The following is a 21,235-nucleotide window of genomic DNA, read 5'->3' on the forward strand; positions in this document are numbered from 1 at the left end:
TGAAAATAGCCTCCTTCAAAATTTGTCGCTGCTTATATTCTCGTTAGCACTCGAAACCTTCAAGTGCTAACAACTATTTTTATCATACTCATTTTCGTTATTAATTTCAAGTGCTTGGTTTCATTTTTCCGTTTATTTACACTAGGCAGAAGGAACTAAATCTTTTTTGTGCGGATTGGCCCGTCCATTGTGATTCGCTCAAGCTATTATTATGCGCCAACTATATCTTGAGAATACGATAATGCTCAAATTGCTTCCCCGCAGAAATACGACCGTTTGCTCTTTTTAAAACAACCTCAGGATCAGTAAAGATTTACTTCAAAGCCGCATCGATGCCAAAAGCTTGTCCTGACCACGCCTTTTTAGAAGTCCAAGCCTCGTCTGCTCCACTCCAAAATGGATGCTCGCTTGCTAGGCCAAGCGGCAAGAACACCGCAGCGCATAAATAGAGGCTTCCCGTAGAAATGTACCGCTCGCCAACATCTCGCTGATGTCCGCAGAAGCCGATTGTAAGCCATCCATCCGCTGTAAAATTGCCTGGCACTTCAAGCGTTCTACGAATCGCTGCGGTAAGCGCACAGCGTACCTGAGATGCTGTGACGGACGTTGGCAAATCATCATTTAAAGCATGCTGAGCTAGGCTTTGAAAGGCTCCGAAACGATAGGCAAGCGAGCGTCCAATTGGCGGGTATGTTCCATCCGTTCCAATTAGCCGCTCAAGCACTTCTGCATAACGCCGTGAACGGCTCGCAACAGCACCCTGCATGGCTCGCCATTCCTCGTGCTCATCACCTGCTGCGGCAAGTACATCGACCAGCATCGGCTGAATAACGAAGCTGTTATAGTAATCCCAGTGGAAATCCGGACCATCACTATATGCGCCGTCACCCAAATACCACTGTTCATGCTGCTTCAACGCGTAATCGATCCGCATCGGGTCCCAGTCAAGCTCACCAAGCTTAAGCAGCGCCGCTTCAATCGTTGCTGCAAACAGCAGCCAATTCGAGAAGACTGGCTTTCTCGATCTCGTTTGCTTCAGCGCCGTAATTACATTTGCCTTCACACGCTGCTCCAGCTTTTCACCAAGCTCTATCGGAGCACGCAATATCGCAAGCGCCAAAAAAGCAGCGTCGACAATCGGCTGGTAACCATCGCTAAAGTTCATATAGTCTGGCGAAGCTGGATCAGTGCCCGCATCCACTGCTTCACGAGCAAGCGCGGCATAACGAATTCGCAGCTCCTCTTCGTGTCCATTAATGTGCTGATTCTCAAGCCATGGAGCCATACCGGATAAAAGGCGTCCTAACGCTTCTAAATGCGTAAATTTCGCTCGGTCAGCTTTAAGTTCAGCGGCAGCTTTCTCATCATCAGTATCTCCAGCAGTTATTGCGATTTCTATAGGCATCTTCTCTTTAAGACGGCGCTCAGCAAGGGCGCTAAACACAGGTTCGCCAATAGCGAGCATCTGCTCCAGCCAGTATTTGCGCATAGGAAGCGTTTCGTTTATCTGTGATCCACTTTCGATTTGCATGTTCGTTACCTCTCCTCTACCAGAATGTCGAGGAATCCCCTCTTAATCGCGCTAAACCTTCTACGAAGAAATAGTCACCATAAATAAGCGGCACATCAATGTTTCTCCGCTCTGGGTAATGGCTTGTCCCATGCAAAATCAAGCCTTCCTCCGCTTCATCATCCCAAGCACCGTAATTCTCGTACAGTGAACGCATTATTCGCTCGCCTGACGCTTGATATAGCTCCGATTCTTCTGCAGGAACTGATCTTGCGATTTCGAGCAGACCGCAGGCAGCACAAGCACCAGCTGACGTGTCGCGATAACGTTCTACACCTGAAGGCAGACGGAAATCCCAATGCGGCACCGAATCCTCAGGCAAGTTCGCAAGGAAGAAATGGGCAACCCGCTTCGCCGCCTCCAAGTACCGAGCCTCGCCCGTATAACGATAGCTGAGCGCCATCCCGTAAATCGCCCACGATGCTCCGCGCGACCACGCTGAGTTTGGCGCAAAGCCTTGTCCGCCGTTCACACTTACAAATTCACCCGTATGCGGGTCAAAGACTACAATATGATTAACCGAACCGTCCGTCCGTATAAAATGCTCCAGCACCGTATCCGCATGCTCCATCGCCAAATGCTTAAATCTTGGGTCGCCCGTTGTCTCGCTCGCCCAGTAGAGCAAAGGCAGGTTCATCATGCAGTCAATAATTGCCCAGCCCTCATTGCGATCCCCCTCACCCCATGGGTTCCAAGCTCTAATATAGTTTCCTTTTACATTAAATCTTCCGCTAAGTACACTAGCCGCTAACAACGCTCGTCTGCGGGATTGCTCTTCACCAAGCAGCTTATAGCGGGCTACACTCGTTAGCGACCACATGAAGCCGATGTCGTGATCCAAGCGATCATATCCGAACAATACTTCATCCAATTGCTGCTCGCATGCTTCGGCAATATCTTTATATCGATCATCCTTCGACTCTGAATCACGGTACAACAGCCATAACAAGCCCGGCCAGAAACCGGCTGTCCACCACTGAGGCGCCTCCAGCACATACGTTCCATCGACGCTCGCATGCGGAAATCTTGCACCAATCCGATTACTTGTTCTCGTAACCTTCTCATGTACATTTGCCCAAGCTTCATTTGCCCAATTGATCTGCTCCATATCCTTACTCGCTCCTCGCATCGAATATTGTAGTTATGATTCAAATTGAAAAATAAAATTTGCAATTAACGGCACTTCAACTGCTGCTTTCCATTCAAAATCAAGCGTATACCAGAATCGCTCAACGCCATAATGATCGATATCGCTCCTTGCGGTAACGACCGGCTTCCAAACCTGATGATCATAATTAATAAACAATTGGCGTTGTCCTGTTAAAATCACTCGACCTTCCTCGACCAGCTCGGGAACTAGAAACGTAATGAACCGCTCTGTAACTTGCCGCTCAGCATCCGATTCATCTCCATTTGGCATCATCCAAATCGTATCCGTCAGCGTCAGGCGCGGCAGCTTTCCCTTTTCCCACAGAAATCGGCGCTCCAATCGCTCCAGCTTGGAATGGCCATACGTCGAGCTGATTTCCAGCGCAAACTTATCCATCTTCGCATTTGTTGACGCTTCCATAACTGCTGCTCTAAACGTAGCCCCATTTTGCTGATGAGAGCCATCTATTATAGGAACCGAATGACCCTTAGAGCCATTGCACCAAATTGAATACCGTTCCGGGCCAAAATATTTCGCCGTATATTTTCCGCTGCCCAAATCCGCTAAATAAGCTTGTCCATCCGCATGTATGATGAAATGGCCCACATCATTGTGGTTATGAGGCTCCTCATTATGGCCCCCTTTTGCCGCAAAGCTGTAGTTGCCACCGTTCTCACTTGCATGTCTAGACAGAAGCCACTGCACATCAGATAAATAATAGGACTCGGCAGGCCAGATCGTTTTACTTTCAGTCGCCACCATCCATTCTTCTTTCACCCACAGCAAATTACGAATCGCCGGCGCCCAGCGTCCGCAATGATCAGCAGAATACTCCGCTCTAAGGCTCGCATCCGGTACAATGACCTCTGCAAACTCCTGATGCAGACAGCAGCTGAGCCCCATAAATATACCGCTTTCAGGACGCGAATCACTAAAGTTAACGACCGTGCTGCTTCCTGTAAAACATTTCTGCTGAAAAAGTGCAATCTCCTTCACCTTATTCGATGCAAATAAGTTGATTTCCCCATCTGTTGCCGCTTTTAACATCTGAGCAAAATATACATAATATCCGAAACCATACTGCCAATATAAATAACCTTCCGCACACGCACCGTCATCGCCAAATCCACTCAAATAACAATCAAGCGAATGAAGCACACGTTCCAGCACTTGCGACAGCCTATGCGAATCCTCAATAAGATACAACGCTGCTGCCCCAACCGAACCCGCGCATACAGCCGCCCAATTGTGATCCGCTGTCTCCCACCCATATGGGCCTTGCTCCAAAAAAGGACGGAATAGGCGATTCTCTACCTCAGCCTCTATACGCCTTCGCAGCAAGTCCGGCAAGCGGTCACCTAATAACAACTTTACCTCACTCAGTGCAAACCCCGTCTCCGCCGAAAATAAATCGATGTCCAGCCTGTCTGATCCTTCATTAAAATGAGCAGGCAAACACCATATAAACTCATTGCAAACCGACCAGATCATATTAAGAGCGGCAACTTCGTAATCTACATTTTCCGGCTCCTGCAGCGCCATAATGACATACGAATTCAATCTTTTTCGCCTCTCAAAATATACTCTTTCATAAGCTAAGCGCTCTCCCGTATCTCCATAAACACGAAATAGAGAGTAAGTGAGCTCGGGATCAGGGGTAAGCATGAAGCGATCGGCATCCCTTTTAATCTCTTCAAGGAGCTGTTCATTAATGGACTGATTCCACAGTTGCGAACTGGGCTTCTGGATTTCACCGCCTGAGGCTAGAAGCGTCAGCCCTTTTTTCTTATGCTGCTCCAAAATCTCCTGTATCCGGTCACGTTTCATTTGTATAATCTCGCTCCTATTCTGCCTGCGCAGCTGCTGGCTTTATACTAAACGGGCATTATGCGAAACTCCATACTTTCATAATCATTGCACCTAAATTGTACCAGTAGTTTATGAATAGCAGAAGGCTGTAACAAAAAAATACCGTACGGCGATTTCTCGCGCACGGTATTTCATGGTTTTCAGCTATTCGCCTCTATAGTACAATCCACCCAAAATAAATAGGGTTAAATCCTCGACGATCGCTTCCTGTGATGAACGTTCTTCTTCATGCAAGATAGCCCAATATTGGCTATTCCGATGAAAGAGCAACGTACCGATAATGGAAAACAAGGTGTTATCTAAGGAGTTGAATTGAAATAAACCTTGCTCCTGACCCTCTTTGAGCCAGTAGCGGAGCTTCCCCCACATCGGCATCACATGCTTGCGTATCTTCTCAATTCGATCCGTGTTCATGATAACTTCTTGCTGAATAATGTTAATTAATTGATAGTCGCTGTAGCGGAAATTAGTTACCTCACGAACAATAAGTCTAACACCCTCTACCGGATCTATCTGCATTGGGTCTAGCTCGGCAATTTGATTGTTTGGAAAATAATAATCAAATAAAGCATAGAACATATTTTCTTTCCCGCCAAAATGATACGAGACGAGCGCAACATTAGCTCCAGCCTCTTCGCATATTTGCCTAACGGTCGTTTTATCGAAGCCGTTTTCCGCAAACAGCTTTTTGGCAGCTGACAATATTCTAATTTTAATATCCGCATCTCCTGTTGTCATGACTGGCCCCCATAAAAACAATATCTTTTATTTTGAACCACTTCTAAACCAACAGCAAACTGCAGTTGAATTATCTTTTTTGCCCTGCAATTATTGCTGTAGGCTGCACTACAGGAGCGGCTTGGCGCTTCAGCGCCACCGCAACGACGCTAACCGCAAAGGCAACGACCGCAATAACGCTCAGTGACAAAGAGTCAGCTGTAGCCGCTGGGCCGCCGAACAAAATATTCATCGTACCTTCAACTGCATACGTCGCTGGAAGAATATCACCAAGCTTGACGTAAAAGTCGGATAACAATTCACGCGGTACGATCGCACCAGAGGTAACAAGCTGTGCCGACAATAAAATAATATTGAACAGCATGCCGCTTAAACCAAACAGGTAAATAAACATTTGCGAGACGAATATAAAGGTTAATACGAACATCAGCTGGAACAGCCAAATATGAAGGAATCCTTGTTCCATCTGACCGCCAAATGCAGCAAGCAAGGAAGAACCTACTAACGAAACAATGACACCTGCTCCTACATTAATTACGCTTCTTGCGCCAAAACGTTTCCATCTGCTTGTTGTTGCTCCTAGTGAAAGGGAAGATTGCTCAAAGTTCATACCCATGATCATCGCGCCGACATAAGAAGCAAGCACCAGCATCATCGGAACCATTTGATTGTTCATTCCTTGTATCACGTTCGTTGACTGAATTTCAGATTTAACACGCTCTGACAATCCTTGTGCCGCTGCTCCAGCTTGCTCTGCTGGCAGCTGCATGTTGCCAAGTACCGTTTGAATGCCGCCCGTTACGGCTTGTTTATTTACTTCTGCTGTTATTTGTCCGGCTGCACCACTCATAATACTTTTAATCAGAGCTGGATTTGATTCGTTAATTACATATTGAATGGAGGCTGTACCATCGGCTGCTGAAGCCTTCTGAGAGAAATCCGCCGGTATCCATACGACCATCTGCAGTTCACGCTCATTCAGCTGCTGCTTCGCCTCGTCAATGCTGCTGATTTCACTCATGTTAAAAGGCAAGTTCTGAACAAGGTTGCCAGCAATCTTCTGTCCCATCTGTGCATCTTCATTCACAATAGCAATATGCAAATTTTGTACGCGGTCCGTAACACCGTTATAACCTGTCATCCAAATGACCGAAAAAATAACTTGGAACATGATTGCCGTAAATATACCAACGATAGTCGTTGGACGTTTCATAAAAGCAATTAGTGCATTTTTCAATATGATCCACTCCCGTTTTCTCTATTTAAACAATTGTTTTAAACAACTGTTTAAATATTATGCGGAAATGATGTTTTTGTCAACCACGCAAACTCGCCTTCGGCGTCCTCTAGATGCTGATGAAGCTTTGACGGAGAAATATTAGCCTTTTATAAGCTTCTTAAATAAAAAAAAAGAAGAAGAGGACATTCCCCTTCTTCTTCCTATGCTTCAGACATTGACTCTCCATATTCCGCTTCCCATTTTGCATCTGCAGCTAGCTGCTTTTTGTGTACCGAACCTGATAAAAACACACTAATCTCATATAGAACGAGTAATGGGATTGCCACTAATATATCCGATATGAAATCCGGCGGCGTAATCATAACTCCAATAAGCACCATGATGAAATACGCTAGACGGCGCATTTTGCGAAGCCGCTGTGGATTCACTAAACGAATAGCTGTCAAAAACATGATGACTAGCGGCAGTTCGAATAACAGCGATATCGGAATGAGCAGATTAAACATAAACGTAAAATACTGCGCGATACCATATGTTTCCTCAAGGTTTAAATGTTGTGATACTGTTCTTGTGAAATTAAAAGCGAGTGGAAAGACGACAAAATAAGAAAACGCCAATCCAATTAAAAACATGATTAGTGCAAATGGAACATATTTAAGCGTGGAACGCTGCTCGTTCTTGCGCAAAGCCGGCTTTACGAATGCCCAAAGCTGATATGCAATAACAGGCAAAGAAATAATTAAAGCGATGACAAATGCAAATTTCATATACATGCCAATGCCATCCCAAAGGGAAAACGTATGTAACGAAATTGTATTAGCAGGCTTCTGGCTCATTAGAAAGTTATAGGTAGGCTGTGCAAATATAAGTCCGACGACTAAGCCTAACGTTAAAATAATAAGCACGTAAATGATACGCTTGCGTAGCTCGCCAAGATGCTCCAAAAGCGGCATCAACCCTTCTTCTCGAAGAAGCGCTTTACGTGATTTATGCTCCGATTTGCTGTTTCCTTCCGATCCCACCTGCACGATACCTCCTTCGCCTAGCGGTAAACCTTTTTTTCAAGAAAAAAGCGGGCCCGATTAATCCGGCAGCCGCTTATTGTCTTTATCACTATTTTCCGAGCGACTCACATCAACACGGCTCGAATCTTTGTCCTTGCGATCACGGTCACGATCATCATCATCCATGATCTCTCTTGCTCCGGATTTAAACTCACGCAATGTCCGTCCGAATGCACGTCCAAGTTCTGGTAGCTTGTTTGGTCCAAATAGTAGCAAAGCAACCAACACGAGCAGTATAACACCTGTTGCACCAATTCCTGACATTTGCCAACCTCCTCGTAATTTTATGTAGCAGCATCATTATTAAGCAGCTCATACTTAACAGCTGTTTAAGCCGCCATATCCCATGCTGACAATATCTTCACGAACAATCGTATCTCCCGCTAAAATCCGCGGCAGCAGCACATCGAATGATGTATATGGATCATGCATGACGCATCCTGGAAGCCCCAATATCGGCACTCCGTTTAAATAACCAATAAGCAGCATTGAGCCTGGCAGCATCGGAGTTCCGTAACTTACGATATCCGCTCCTGTTTCCTTTATGGCTCCAGGAGTGCGATCGTCGGGATCTACCGACATTCCGCCAGTCACTAGTATCATATCATAACGTTGTGCAAGCAAATAGTGTATTTCCTTGACAATTGTTTGTCGATCATCGGGTGCAAATCGCTGCTCTGCAACTTCTGATCCAAGCTCCTCGAGCTTGCTTCTTACTGCCGGACCAAATTTGTCTTCAATTCTTCCGTTAAAAACTTCGCCGCCCGTCGTCAACAAACCGACACGAAATTTACGGAAAGGGCGAACGCGCAGCGGTGAAACTCCGCCATTCGCTTCACGGTATTCGGCTGCAAGCCTCTCTACCGTCTCTACCTTCGATTTGGGTACGACAAGCGGAATGGCTCTGGTTGCAGCCAGCGCTTGTCCCGGCTTAACGACTGTTTTTGCCTTAATCGTTGCTAATGCAATTTCACCCAGCTCATTAATGGCATCAACTAATGCCTTATCAATCTCCGCAAGGCCTAGCTGGTTTGCTTTAATGCTCACCTTGCCCTCATGCGGCTCTGAAAGAATGAGTTTCTCGTCATATAACGCTTCAGCCATTCGAATGGCTGCATCATCCTCATGAAGCTCGTTTTCTCCAAGCTCCATAATATAGATATGCTCCTTGCCAATATCAAGCAGATTAGGAATGTCTGCTTCTACTACGACATGACCTCTTTTGAACAATCGACCCTTAAACTGACCTGGAATAATTCGCGTTAAATCATGAGCCAGTCGCAGCCCGATCGCATCATATACGGAAACTTCTCTTAGCGTAGTCGATCCATGTTGTTCTGTTCCGTTCTCTGCATGATGCTGCTGCTGACTCATACGCTATGTTCCCCCAGTTCTCCGGATAAAATGCCCAGAGCATGCGGCAATTGATCCATGATCGCCATTAAGCTCTCGTGTACGCCCTTTGGACTCCCAGGCAGGTTAACGATTAATGAGCTGCCTCTAATGCCGCAGACGCCTCTTGAGAGCATTGCTCTTCTTGTTTTTTGGAGAGCGCCCATGCGCATCGCTTCCGCTATTCCCGGAACAGCACGGTCAATAACCTTGAGCGTTGCCTCGGGCGTAACATCGCGCTCTGCAAGACCTGTGCCGCCCGTCGTAAGCACAAGATCCGCATGGAAGTACTCTGTCATTTCAATAATGGCTGCCATTATTTCATCCTGCTCATCCGGTACAATCCGATAATCAATAATTTCTCCACCCAGCTCTTCCTCAACCAATTCACGGATAACCTGGGCACTCGTATCCTCACGTTCTCCACGTGATCCTTTATCGCTTGCTGTCAAAATTGCTACTTTCCACCGCATTTACCATTCCTCCCATTCCTATTTCGCTCATGGGTTTGACGAAATTCGATAATCGCCGCTTTTTCCGCCCGTTTTTGAAACCAGCTGCGTAGGACCGATAACCATATCCTTTTGCAGCGCTTTGCACATGTCGTAGACCGTTAGAGCTGCGGCAGACACGGCTGTCAGTGCTTCCATTTCCACGCCGGTTTTTCCTGTTGTCTTTACTGTACCTTCTATGTAAAGCTCATCCGTTCCGTTATCGCTAAAAACCACATTGATGCCTGTGAGCGGTAGCGGATGGCACATTGGAATCCAATCTGACGTTTTTTTGGCAGCCATAACTGCAGCAACCTGAGCCACAGCCAGTACATCGCCCTTCCCAATCTTGCCAGCCTTAATTTGTTCTAATGTATCTCGGTTCATCGTTATCCTAGTTTGAGCGACTGCCGTGCGGGAAGTGACTTCCTTGTCAGAGATGTCTACCATTCGCGCCCGACCCTGCTCGTTAAAATGTGTCAACTCCACCTCAAACGCTCCTTCTAGCGCTAATGAACGGTTCGCCTTTAACGTTCATAGCTCGCTTGGCAATCATTCAGCTGTATTTCCTCTAAACTAAATACATGTTTTTTTCAGTAATCAAGCCATCCATTTTCAAATCATGCCCCTCGAGAGGCACCTCATCGATGAGCTGCGCCTCGAACGCTATTCCAAGCCAGTACTGCTTAGAAGCATTGTTTTGAACAGATTCAGCAAATCGGTCATAATAACCGCCCCCATAACCAAGGCGGCCCCCTTGAAGGTCAAAGGCTAGTCCCGGCACAAACACAACACCCAGTTCACAATTGTCCTTAAAAGGCTGCGCCGTATTCGGATTCGGCTCCATAATCCCATATGCACCAGGTATCAGATCATCCCAGCTCCGCAAGGTATAGAGCTCCATGGAACGATCTGCTGCGATGCATCTTGGCGCAATGACTTCTCGCCCTGTTCGCCAGCCCCATTCAATGAGACCTGACAAATCAAGCTCGCTCCGAAAAGAAACGTACACCATAAACGCGGCAACCGAATGGCTTTCAATAAAAGCCATCGCTTTCGTGCAAGCTGCTTCTGACCATAATCGCCGCTGCTCGACTGGTAATTTATTTCGTTTTATCGTTATCTGACTTCGTATGTAAGCCTTATCGCCCCGTTGATTTGGTTCAACCAAAAGCATTCACCTATTCTAGTTCCCATCATTTTCTTTCATTAATTGTAGTTTAACATTGTTGTGCAACTTTCGCCAATGCTAGCGCTCGTTTATGGTACACTAATATGTAGTATGAGCATTCGTTCTTTACCATTTATTTGTTGGAGGTTTCAAAATGCTGCTGCAGGTTTCTAACGTAACAAAAAGCTACGGCGTAAATGTCGTATTATCCAATATTTCGATGCAAGTGCTGGAACGAGAACGTATTGGTCTCGTAGGTGTGAACGGTGCAGGCAAGTCTACACTGCTCAAAATCATTGCAGGCGAAATGTCCGCAGATTCTGGCGCTATTCATAAAGCCAAAGAAACTAAAATTGGTTATCTCGCTCAGAATAGCGGATTGCAATCCAATCGAACGATTGGTGAAGAAATGCTTGCCGTTTTCTCGCATCTAATTGAAGCAGAGCAAGAGCTTCGTGATCTTGAAGTGAAAATTGCAGATCCCGAACTTCATCAGGATGAGAAACGTTATACAGCCATACTCGATCGTTATGCCAAGCGTTCAGATTGGTACCGCGAGCAAGGCGGTTTCGAGGTCAACACGCGTATTAACAGTGTTCTTCACGGTATGGGTTTCGGAACATTTCCAGCTGACACTTTAATATCAACATTAAGTGGCGGCCAGAAAACACGGCTCGCACTCGCTCGCATATTGCTTCAGGCACCGGATCTGCTTATGCTTGATGAGCCTACCAACTATCTCGACATTGAGACTTTAACGTGGCTAGAGTCCTATTTGCGCGGATATTCAGGTGCCATCTTAGTTGTATCCCATGACCGTTACTTCCTAGATGCTCTTGCTCAAACCATTATCGAAATCGAGCGTCATACCTCCAAGCGATATACTGGAAATTACAGCCGCTATATGGAGCTGAAAGCTGCCGAGTACGAAATCAATATGCGTCAATTCGAAAAACAGCAGGACGAAATTTCGCGTATGGAGCAATTTGTCCAACGAAATATTGTTCGAGCTTCAACGACCAAACGTGCACAAAGCAGACGGAAAGCTTTGGACAAAATGGATCGGCTGGACAAGCCGCAAGGTGATTTAAAAAAAGCTCATTTCACATTTGAAATCGAGCGTTCGACAGGCAAAGACGTACTTGCTGTTAATGAGGTTTCCGTTGTTTTCCCAGGTAAGGACACACCTATCTTTAAAAATGTATCCTTCCAGCTCACTCGTGGTGAAACCGTTGCATTAATTGGTCCGAACGGGATTGGGAAATCAACACTGCTAAAGGTTATTGTCGGTCAAAATGAACCAACAACAGGTACAATTAAGTTTGGAACTCACGTCAAACTCGGTTACTATGACCAAGAACAAACGAGGCTGAACGGCCAAAATACTGTTCTTGAAGAGGTCTGGGGCAGTTACTCCCATATGGAGGAGGCACGTATTCGTACGGTGCTCGGCAACTTCTTATTTAGCGGCGAAGACGTACTCAAGCGAATTTCTTCCCTTAGCGGCGGTGAGAAGGCACGTGTATCTCTAGCGAAGCTTATGCTTGCAGAGGCCAATGTCCTTATTTTGGATGAGCCTACCAACCATCTCGATCTATTTAGCAAAGAAGTTCTTGAAGCTGCATTGCTTGACTATGAAGGAACCTTGCTCTTCATTTCACATGATCGTTACTTCCTAAACAAGATGGCTGAACGAATTGTCGAACTAAAGTCGTCAGGTACTGATCATTTCCTAGGAAATTATGACGAAATGATAGAGAAAAAAAGTGAAATCGAAGAAGCACGGCTCGAAGCACTGTCAAAACAGGCTTCAAACTCAAAAACAACAGCCGTATCCGACATTTCACCTGCCAACTCTTACGAGGCAGACAAGCAAGCAAAACGTGAAGAACGTACACGGCAGCGTAAAGTTGAACAATTAGAACTGGAAATCGCTACGCTGGAGCAGCAAATAACCGATTTGGAGTTACAGCTCACTGATCCTGCGATTTTTAATGATTACATCCGTATTCAAGAAATTCAAGCTGCCATTGAAGCTGTTAAAACCTCACTATCGACCGCATATGAGGAATGGGAACAATACATGTAAGTTTCGTAAATCAATTCGTAATTCAATTAAAACCGGCAGCTTAAGGATAATCCTTTAGCTGCCGGTTTTATTCATTCCTATCCTACTTAACCACCTAAACAAACTAGGGTTAACTAACCTAATTCTAGTATTGTTCTAAGCTGATCAAGCCTAAACGCTGTGCTTCCTTTATTGCTTCCGAGCGGGACCGTACGTTGAGTTTATCAAATATACGCGACAGCTGATATTCGACATTTCGCTGGCTAACATGAAGCATAGCTGCTAATTCTTTATTGCTAATTCCAGTAGCTACTTCATGTAATATGGTCTGTTCTTTCTCATTAATAGACACATCTTCAACAGCTACTTCTGTCCGTCCGATCGTTACTTCATGCCTTCTAAGCTGCTTTAACAGGGTGATCGGAATAACCGTGTCCCCTCTCATGGCACATCGAATCGCATTATGAAGCTGTTCTCTTGATACTGTCTTGGAAATAAAACCAGAGACGCCTGATTCGATCAGCAAGTTAAAATGCGAGCCAATCTCATAGCCCGAGTAAATAATAACCTTGCGCTCCGGATCCTGTTGAATAAGACGTTTCGTTAATTCCAATCCACTAATGCCAGGCATATTCAAATCACATAAAATGAGATCAAATTGCTGGATTTGTACAATATCGAGCGCCTCAATGGCGGACAAAACGACCGATACCGACATCTCGCTGTCTTGCTCAATCATTGTTTTGGTTCCTTCTCCGACAGAAGGATGATCATCAACTAATAAGATACGAATCACGCGATATACCCCTCTCCGATCTACCGGCTGTCATGATCTCTGGCAGCAAGATGACAACCTCTAAGCCGTTACCGCTTTCCGAATAAAATGATATGTCACCTTCCAGACCAGTCACCCGCTCTTTAATGCCTGACAAGCCCATATGTTCAAAAGAAACACTCATTTGATTTACATCCATACCGACACCATCATCTTGATATCGGAAATATATCGTTCCTTTGCGCAGTTCAAGCTCAAGAACAACTAATTTAGCTTGAGAATGTTTGTCCGCATTACGCAGCAATTCCTGTACGATCCGGTAAATCGCCGTAATTTGTTCCTCGTTAAGCGGACGATTAAATGATTTTGCACGAAAATCCACTGCAAAGTTAACACGCATTTGAGTATGCTCGATAATCGATTCAACAGCCTCGACTACTCCCATCTCCTTCAAAAGCGGTGGACGCAGTTCATTACAAGTTTCACGAATTTGATGGATAACATCGAGTAATCCTTCTTTAATATCCTCCAGCTCGCGTCCCAAACTATTCGAAATCGGATAGTCCATCATAATGGCTTCAAGCTTCCGGTACCAAAGCAGCTGATCTTGCAGCGCTGAGTCATGCAAGTCAGCAGCAAGTTTTCTTCTCTCGTTCTCAGACAAACAGAATAGAAGGCGCAGCACCCATGGTGAAGTTGAATGCTCTTTGCGAACCTCCGACTCTAAATCCTCAATTAAACCTTCAATTAAATATAGATTCTCAAATACGATGCTGGAATAATTGGACATCGTCTTAAGCCAACGAAGCTCGTCCGAATTAAACCGCGTATGATTGGTTTTCATGCCGATCCACAAAATATGATACCTAGACCGTTGTCTGCCGATTACAAGACCGAGTCCATAAGGCAGCTCGATTAACTCGCCCACCTGTAAGGAATTTACAGTTCCGAGCAAAAACTCAGCAGTGATAAGTTCCTCAGGATGATCGCCCATCGGGTATACGGTATTCTCCGATTGCTCAATAAGTAAAAAAGTAATCCGACTAACTGGCAGCAGATCACTAATCTCTTGTTTAAGCACAGCTTCCAAATCGCTTTGCTTCATTACTCTAGCGATTTTTCGCGAGAAACGATCCAGACTATCCTGATAACTATACATCGCCTTAAAGAGCTTAGGTCTGAACCTTTGATCAATTTGTTCCTTCCCATATAAAAACAACGTCATTCCGATGTAAATGACAAAAAATACGCCAAACCACGCGGACCATGACGGATTGTTCTCTCCTAGTAATACAAACGCTACAAGTGCCGCCACAATGACAGCTGGAATAAAGGCTAGCGCCGTATAATATTTAAATCTAGTTAGAATAAAGTCAATATCAAATAATTGATTTGAGGTAGACAGATAGAAATAAACGATAGGTAATAAGAATAGGAATAGCGCAGTAAAAGCGGCTGGAAAAACTTGGTCCTTGCCAATAATTTGAGGCAGCAAGTTCATTAATGCAAACGGAGTAAAAGCAACTAGATGCGAGATCAACGTGATTGTGAACAGAGAATGCAGCTTTGTACGCCGATGCTTTATAAACTTTCGCACAAGCATATAAACGCATACAAAATTACCTATCAGCACAGAACTGCTATAGGCTATTTGAATATAGGTATAGATGTTATTTGACGCTAAATCTGTCCAGATATAAATTAAGCTTATGATCCCTACAAAACCCACAATCCCATATAAAGTGTTCAATATTGATTTACTAATAAAATGAACATCGAATCGCTTTAAATAAATGTTCATGAAGCTCATAAACAGCAATGGTATGTTGGGTAGAACCAAATAAATAATAGTAAGCCCAACAGAATCGCTTCGACTTGATGCTGCAGAACTATAGTAACTTAAGCCAATCGAAATAAAAAACAAAATAAGAATGATTACAGCCTTATCATTCCTTCGTTTTGCATACAAAAATCCTGAAAACGCACAAAAAATAATGAGTGAAACACCAGGGATATACAACTGAATCAGCAGCTCCCATAACGAATGGTCGCCTGTCCACCCCTTGGGAAACTCAATTTTCTGTGTAACTTTATCCTTATGTAAAACAAGAACGTAATCTGCGGATTCAATTGAATTATATTTCTTTACATACTCAAAATCCTGTACTGAATCACCGTTTATTTCTAAAATCTGATCGCCTATTTCAATACCTTTTACATCCGCTTGTCCAGCTGGTTCTATCGACTTAACAAAATAACGATTACCTGGCTCCTCCACTAGTACAGCACCGATTGAAGGAATTCTTACGATTACCGAGGTTAAATATAAAACAGAACCTAACAAGACAAACAGGAAGAGGATTGCAACAATTCGGTTAAATAAGTTAGGTCTCATGCACTCCTCTTCCTTCCCTACAAATCAGTATGCTAATTCCACATGTATGCGTAGCCGCTATTTTTTTCGTTTTTGTTCTTTAGTTCGCCAAGAAGAGCGCGTTGTTCAGCAACTGAAACACCTGCTACTTGCATTTGTCCACCCATAGCCATAGACATTTTTTCAGTGTTGCTTACCAACTGACGAATAGCTTCTTTTAACATATTAACTCCTCCGCTTCTCTACTACTATATTAGTAATCTTTTCTTCTTCTCTACTATAACAGGAATAGATACGACAGGAAACGCAAAAGTGATTCGTATTTACCGAAAGACGTTTTGCGTGGTTTGTTGTTATGCATTTTTAGAGTTTATTATGTGCAAAAATTCCGCTTTCCAAGGACTTATTTCCTGTATGGAGTCTACTAATTCCTCAAAGCGATTATAGTGCATCCGACTCATGACAGAGCCATATAATATAGTTCCTGTTCTTTCACAGGTTTCAAGAAAAAGCTCTCTTTTCATCGCAATTTCTTCGGAAGTTAACCGGCCCTCAAAATACTCTTTAATCCAGCGATCTTCTTCTGCTTCTCCTTCTATTAAATACAGAGTAAGCAAGGTGCATTTACGTTGAAGAAAATCACTTTTTTCATCCCATCGCAGCAAATCTCGGAGGTCATTCTGAATTTGAGCTGAAACACCTATTTCTAGCGCATATTCTGCAACGGTATCATTCCAATGGCGACCAGCCAACATTACGCCGGCCATACACGCTAGTTGAAGAAGCGTAGCAGACTTTTGTTTTACGACATCCAAATAGGATTCCTCGTCGTTCATTTCATTCATAATATCAAGCATTTGACCATTTGCGGCCTTCAAAAGCTGCGCATTCATCATTTCTGTGAGTGCCAATCGAATCTCATGATTAGATGTGCTGCTTAACATTGCTTGCTGCGACAAAGTTAGTAGAGAGGAGGCTACATGAATGGCTATAGGCATTGGGACTTTCATCCAAGGCTTGCTTGGAACATCCTGATCCTGCAAATCATCCAATATATCCGACGCCAAAATAAATAATTCGACTGCAGCAGCTGCTTTTATGGGGTCTTCGCCTTTTCCGCCAAACATGCGGTAATGAATAACCGTTAGTTGACCAAATCGAATCGTCTCTTCAAGCTTGTCCGCAATAAACTGCTCTGCATAACGTGCAAGAGGCTCAGCTGTAAAGAAACGCTGAACCAATAATCGCATGTGTTGACCAATGAGTGGAATACAATCGTTCACAATCGATCCTCCGCCAAATCAAGATCATTATATTATACTACTAAATCGTTACATAAACATACGCTGAAATACAGTTACGAATCGTCCTATCCGATGTAGTGTCCTTATGCCGTTGCAGTCGCCTCTGCGCTTTTGTTTTTTTTGCTTTTGATCTTCTTGCTTCTGACTCTCCCCCTCATTCATTTGACTGATTAAGTTTGTAATCATCTCCATTCTCTTCTCCAATAGTTTTCTGCGCTCGACTGACGGACTTTCGATGCGATCTCGATGATCCATTTACTAAAAAGCCCTCCTTGAGGAATACATGTGCAATAAACATACTCTTAGTTTTTGTTTTTCTTATATGCTGACACTCCCATTCATCTCAACTGCGTGATGCATATAAACGGCTTCCATTGTCATGCCGCCACCAGGCAGCTGTGCAATAAGTGTAGACGGGTTATCGCAAGTAATGAATTCTCCCTTGCGCATCACGCATACGCGATCGCAATTGCGCTGAATTTCCTCCATATCATGAGAAGCGACAATAATTGTTTTCCCTTGTTGTCTAAGAATCTGCAGCAGTGACCAATAATCACGTTTGGCTTGCGGATCCAGTCCTGTTGTGGGTTCATCCAAAAATATGATTTTTGGATCGTTCACCAATGCGATAGCTAGTGCCGTACGTTGTCTCCAACCGCCTGATAAACGTTTAACTAGTTTATCCGAATATGGACTAAGCCCAAACTGTTCAATGATGTGATCCAAATTATTTTTCCGTTTATAAAAACCTTGGAAAAGCTCCATTGCCTCTCGAACATTCATTTTATCTACTAAAGTTGTGCTTTGCAGATGAATTCCGATGTCTTCCTTCAATTTTTCTGCATCCAGCACCACATCATGTCCATAGATCCGTATACTGCCTTGGTCGGGCATACGAATCCCCATTAGCATCTCTAGCAACGTCGTTTTTCCCGCGCCGTGCGTACCGATAATACCGAATATTTCACCTTCGTTTACTTTGAAGGAAACCTGATCTACTGCCTTATTCGCACCATAGTACTTGCTGACCGAGCTTACCTGAATGATCGTTTGCTTATCCATTCCTTGGTTAACCTCCATTCACACTTAAGCATTGCCTATCACTAAAAGCTATAAGGTGAGATTTATGTTTTGGTATGCGTCATAGTTTCAAGATAACGCATACCGTTAACTTTTTCACCGAAAACCTGTCTAGTAATTCACGCAATTTTTTTGCGTGACCGCAATGCTAGCGCAAAACAAAAGGAAGCTTACTAATGATTCCAAAAGTTGCTATAAACAACCAATCACCATTATCCACAGAGATATCAACAGTTCTGTATAAATTGTTAGTTAATTCTGTCGATAGTACCTACGTATAAGAGTAGCATTTTAGCGGAATCCGTCGTTTTATAGGTACAATTTCTTACATTTATTTATTTTATCCACGTTATACACATTATCCACAGTTAAACACCGCAAATAATATCCCCTTTCCGTTCACAATATTGATCTTTCGTAAATCCAGTGTTTTCGGGCATTTCACTCTTTTATCCACAAAATGAAGCCTCTTTGTGGATAACTTTGTGCACAACACTAATTTTGGTAATTTTTATGGCTATTTTCTAATACCGATATAAAGTAAATGTGAAGCTGAACCTAATAAATGAATATTTTCAGCAGAATCATAAATCATTTGCATGAAATCGGAGAATTGTTTGTTTCCCTGAGACCTCCAATAATCGAACTGCTCCGATGTAAGGGCTCCTGCAACGCTGGAGGAACCAATCAACTTGACCGTTTCAAATCCTTGCGCTTCCATAAACGGCGTAATCGTATCGATATCATAGTAATAGGCTCCCGTGAATCTGCCTTCATCTTTATGATTAAAAACGCCCGAATCCATAAACTGCTGAATCTCATCCATTGAATCGAGAGGCTTCCAGCTTTGCGGATAAGCAAGAGCATTTAGCAAATGCCTAATACGTGTCATAAAGGCGATAAACACATACCCCCCACTCCGTGTTACACGATATAGCTCCTTAACCGCCTGTTCACGATCCTCTTCCTTCTGTAAATGATAGAGCGGCCCCATCATCAATGAAGCATCAAAAGTCTCGTCTGCAAACGAGCTCAAGCTTCTAGCATCTGCAACGTGGAAACCTTTAAAACGATCTGCCAACCCAAACTCCTCTGCCTTCTCAGCGGCTAATTGTACCAGCCTTGGGGTCAAATCTGTTAACGTGACATCATAGCCGCTATCAGCTAGTTCCATCGCATATTTTCCAGGACCGGCGCCATTATCCAAAATATGTCCACTCGCAGGCAAGTAATTTCGAATAAAATGCCAGTTGACGATAAACTCAAGGGGCGCTCTATCGAGACGCCCCCATTCATCAAACTGATTATAATATTGAATAATTTTACTCATCACATATACCTCCTTGAGGTTTTATGCCCACAGCAGCGCTTATTCCCATAATAGAAAGAACTCACTCTACTATGGGAAAAGCAATCCGTTGGCCTTATGAGAAATTAGTTGGCAGCTTTAGTTTGGATTACTTCTACTACTCTGCTGCCTGTCGTCATAACTGCTTGATTGCACGCTGAAACATAGGCTTGAGCGGCTGCAAGCACAATATCACTATGAATGGATGTACCGCGGAATCGTTTCTGTTGATGAATAATGCTGACGACCGCTTCACCGTGAGCATCCTCGCCAGTTGATAGCGAATGAAGCTCCAAATCCTCGAACTCCGCTGCTACTGGAATCGCTTGTTGAATGGCATGGATCACTGCCTCAATAGGGCCGCCTCCCATTGCGATATAAGATTGTTCTACACCAAACTCATTCTCACGGATGGTAACCGTCGCTGTACGTGAAGGCTGCGTACCCGCGTGAACATGCAGATCAACCAGTACATATGGATCTGGCTGCGTCTGTGTCAGCTCACCTGCGATACGAATCAATTCATCATCTGTCACGATTTTTTGAGCATCAGCGACTTCCTTGAATTTATCGTACACATCCTGCAGCTGCACTTCTGTCATATCGATGCCATACTCAGCAAGGCGATGTTTAATCGCATGGCGGCCGGAATGTTTGCCTAATATAATCATGTTCCGCGAAATGCCCATCGCTTCCGGATCCATAATTTCATACGTGTTACGGTTTTTCAGCAAACCGTCTTGATGGATGCCCGATTCATGCTGGAATGCATTGCGGCCAACGATTGGCTTATTGTAAGCAATCGGGAAATGCATAGCGCGACTAACCAAACGAGAGGTTTCATAAATTTCGCTAATTTTAATGTTTGTTTCTGCTTGAATAGCATCCTTGCGCGTTTCTATTGCCATAACCAGCTCTTCTAGAGAGCAGTTGCCCGCGCGTTCGCCAATCCCGTTTACAGTCACTTCAATTTGTGTGGCACCTGCATTAATAGCAGAAATACTGTTAGCTACAGCAAGGCCTAGGTCATTATGACAATGGGCACTATATCTCACCGTTTCTCCGCCTCTGGCTTGCTTGCGCACCGCGCGGAACAGCTCGCTCATTTCCTCTGGCATAGCATAACCAAGCGTATCCGGCAGGTTAATGATAGTCGCACCTTCCGCAATAACCGCCTCAACGAGCTGAATGACAAAGTCTCTGCCAGATCGTGTGGAATCCATTGCAGAAAACTCGATTTCATCTACGAATTGCTTGCCGTAAGCAACCATATCTCTCGCGATCTTAATGACCTCTTCCCGAGATTTGCGAAGCTGATGATTAAGATGAATATCGGAGGAGGATATAAACAAGTGAAGGCGTCTGCGTGCTGCATCCTGTGTCGCTTTCACTGCAGCGTCAATATCAACCTTTACCGCTCTCGCAAAACCTGCGATCTCTACATGCTGAAGCTCACGTGAAATTTGCTGTACAGCCGCGAATTCGCCTGGGCTGGAAACCGGGAAACCTGGCTCAATAACATCAATGCCAAGCTTGCCAAGCTGGCGTGCAATAATAATTTTACGTTCAGGATCAATTGAAGCACCTGGTGACTGCTCGCC

General features: G+C 44.3%; 20 protein-coding genes. 1 reads left to right on the plus strand and 19 read right to left on the minus strand.

Translation table 11 applies throughout. The features are described from left to right. Positions 1-313: 313 nt before the first annotated feature. The 11 genes from AC1DPK_RS10950 to AC1DPK_RS11000 all read right to left on the minus strand — a co-directional run bounded on the left by AC1DPK_RS10950 (position 314) and on the right by AC1DPK_RS11000 (position 10,685). Positions 314-1,531 carry a DUF2264 domain-containing protein gene (locus tag AC1DPK_RS10950; RefSeq protein ID WP_477510315.1) on the minus strand — a complete coding sequence of 406 codons (1,218 nt, stop codon included), beginning with the start codon at positions 1,529-1,531 and terminating at the stop codon, positions 314-316. A 16-nt stretch (positions 1,532-1,547) separates the two neighbouring features. Next, positions 1,548-2,678 carry a glycoside hydrolase family 88 protein gene (locus AC1DPK_RS10955; RefSeq protein ID WP_477510316.1) on the minus strand — a complete coding sequence of 377 codons (1,131 nt, stop codon included), beginning with the start codon at positions 2,676-2,678 and terminating at the stop codon, positions 1,548-1,550. Positions 2,679-2,711: 33 nt separating this feature from the next. Next, positions 2,712-4,547 (minus strand): hypothetical protein, encoded by a 1,836-nt coding sequence (locus AC1DPK_RS10960; protein ID WP_477510317.1) that lies wholly within the window; start codon positions 4,545-4,547, stop codon positions 2,712-2,714. 186 nt (positions 4,548-4,733) lie between these two features. Further along, on the minus strand, positions 4,734-5,327 hold the full coding sequence (locus AC1DPK_RS10965) for a TetR/AcrR family transcriptional regulator (RefSeq protein ID WP_441877343.1): 594 nt from the start codon (positions 5,325-5,327) through the stop codon (positions 4,734-4,736). 70 nt (positions 5,328-5,397) lie between these two features. Further along, on the minus strand, positions 5,398-6,564 hold the full coding sequence (locus AC1DPK_RS10970) for a YhgE/Pip domain-containing protein (RefSeq protein WP_477510318.1): 1,167 nt from the start codon (positions 6,562-6,564) through the stop codon (positions 5,398-5,400). A gap of 203 nt (positions 6,565-6,767) precedes the next feature. Next, positions 6,768-7,520 (minus strand): twin-arginine translocase subunit TatC, encoded by a 753-nt coding sequence (gene tatC / locus AC1DPK_RS10975; RefSeq protein WP_076269790.1) that lies wholly within the window; start codon positions 7,518-7,520, stop codon positions 6,768-6,770. Positions 7,521-7,649: 129 nt separating this feature from the next. Continuing rightward, positions 7,650-7,895: a twin-arginine translocase TatA/TatE family subunit gene (gene tatA / locus AC1DPK_RS10980; RefSeq protein ID WP_339207243.1), complete on the minus strand. Its 246-nt coding sequence runs from the start codon at positions 7,893-7,895 to the stop codon at positions 7,650-7,652. Positions 7,896-7,949: 54 nt separating this feature from the next. Continuing rightward, positions 7,950-9,005, minus strand: a complete 1,056-nt coding sequence (locus AC1DPK_RS10985) for a molybdopterin-binding protein (protein ID WP_477510319.1) — start codon at positions 9,003-9,005, stop codon at positions 7,950-7,952. Further along, positions 9,002-9,496: a MogA/MoaB family molybdenum cofactor biosynthesis protein gene (locus AC1DPK_RS10990; protein ID WP_054026672.1), complete on the minus strand. Its 495-nt coding sequence runs from the start codon at positions 9,494-9,496 to the stop codon at positions 9,002-9,004. The genes AC1DPK_RS10985 and AC1DPK_RS10990 overlap by 4 nt, the downstream gene beginning before the upstream one ends. A gap of 27 nt (positions 9,497-9,523) precedes the next feature. Continuing rightward, positions 9,524-10,003 carry a cyclic pyranopterin monophosphate synthase MoaC gene (gene moaC, locus AC1DPK_RS10995; protein WP_339207238.1) on the minus strand — a complete coding sequence of 160 codons (480 nt, stop codon included), beginning with the start codon at positions 10,001-10,003 and terminating at the stop codon, positions 9,524-9,526. Positions 10,004-10,085: 82 nt separating this feature from the next. Beyond that, on the minus strand, positions 10,086-10,685 hold the full coding sequence (locus AC1DPK_RS11000; protein WP_477510320.1) for a 5-formyltetrahydrofolate cyclo-ligase: 600 nt from the start codon (positions 10,683-10,685) through the stop codon (positions 10,086-10,088). 154 nt (positions 10,686-10,839) lie between these two features. Between AC1DPK_RS11000 and AC1DPK_RS11005 the strand changes: the two genes are divergently transcribed. Beyond that, positions 10,840-12,774, plus strand: a complete 1,935-nt coding sequence (locus AC1DPK_RS11005; RefSeq protein WP_339207234.1) for an ABC-F family ATP-binding cassette domain-containing protein — start codon at positions 10,840-10,842, stop codon at positions 12,772-12,774. A gap of 124 nt (positions 12,775-12,898) precedes the next feature. On the opposite strand, the gene AC1DPK_RS11010 is transcribed toward AC1DPK_RS11005, so the two are convergent. From AC1DPK_RS11010 to AC1DPK_RS11045, 8 genes are all read right to left on the minus strand, one after another. After that, a complete protein-coding gene (locus AC1DPK_RS11010; protein WP_076269667.1) occupies positions 12,899-13,549 on the minus strand; it encodes a response regulator transcription factor in 651 nt (216 codons plus the stop codon). After that, positions 13,527-15,923, minus strand: a complete 2,397-nt coding sequence (locus AC1DPK_RS11015; RefSeq protein ID WP_477510321.1) for an ATP-binding protein — start codon at positions 15,921-15,923, stop codon at positions 13,527-13,529. Before AC1DPK_RS11015 ends, AC1DPK_RS11010 begins: the two co-directional genes overlap by 23 nt. A gap of 32 nt (positions 15,924-15,955) precedes the next feature. After that, a complete protein-coding gene (locus tag AC1DPK_RS11020) occupies positions 15,956-16,126 on the minus strand; it encodes a competence pheromone ComX (protein WP_339207229.1) in 171 nt (56 codons plus the stop codon). Positions 16,127-16,255: 129 nt separating this feature from the next. Next, entirely contained in the window at positions 16,256-17,185 is a 930-nt protein-coding gene (locus AC1DPK_RS11025) for a polyprenyl synthetase family protein (RefSeq protein WP_477510322.1), read from the minus strand. 48 nt (positions 17,186-17,233) lie between these two features. Next, a complete protein-coding gene (locus AC1DPK_RS11030; RefSeq protein ID WP_441877367.1) occupies positions 17,234-17,461 on the minus strand; it encodes a hypothetical protein in 228 nt (75 codons plus the stop codon). Positions 17,462-17,524: 63 nt separating this feature from the next. Further along, entirely contained in the window at positions 17,525-18,268 is a 744-nt protein-coding gene (locus AC1DPK_RS11035) for an ABC transporter ATP-binding protein (protein ID WP_076269663.1), read from the minus strand. Between the two features lie 535 nt (positions 18,269-18,803). After that, positions 18,804-19,616: a class I SAM-dependent methyltransferase gene (locus AC1DPK_RS11040; protein WP_441877370.1), complete on the minus strand. Its 813-nt coding sequence runs from the start codon at positions 19,614-19,616 to the stop codon at positions 18,804-18,806. Positions 19,617-19,720: 104 nt separating this feature from the next. Further along, a partial coding sequence (locus AC1DPK_RS11045) for a 2-isopropylmalate synthase (RefSeq protein ID WP_477510323.1) occupies positions 19,721-21,235 on the minus strand: 1,515 nt, incomplete at its 5' end.

The organism is Paenibacillus sp. 01T424, assembly GCF_056398745.1.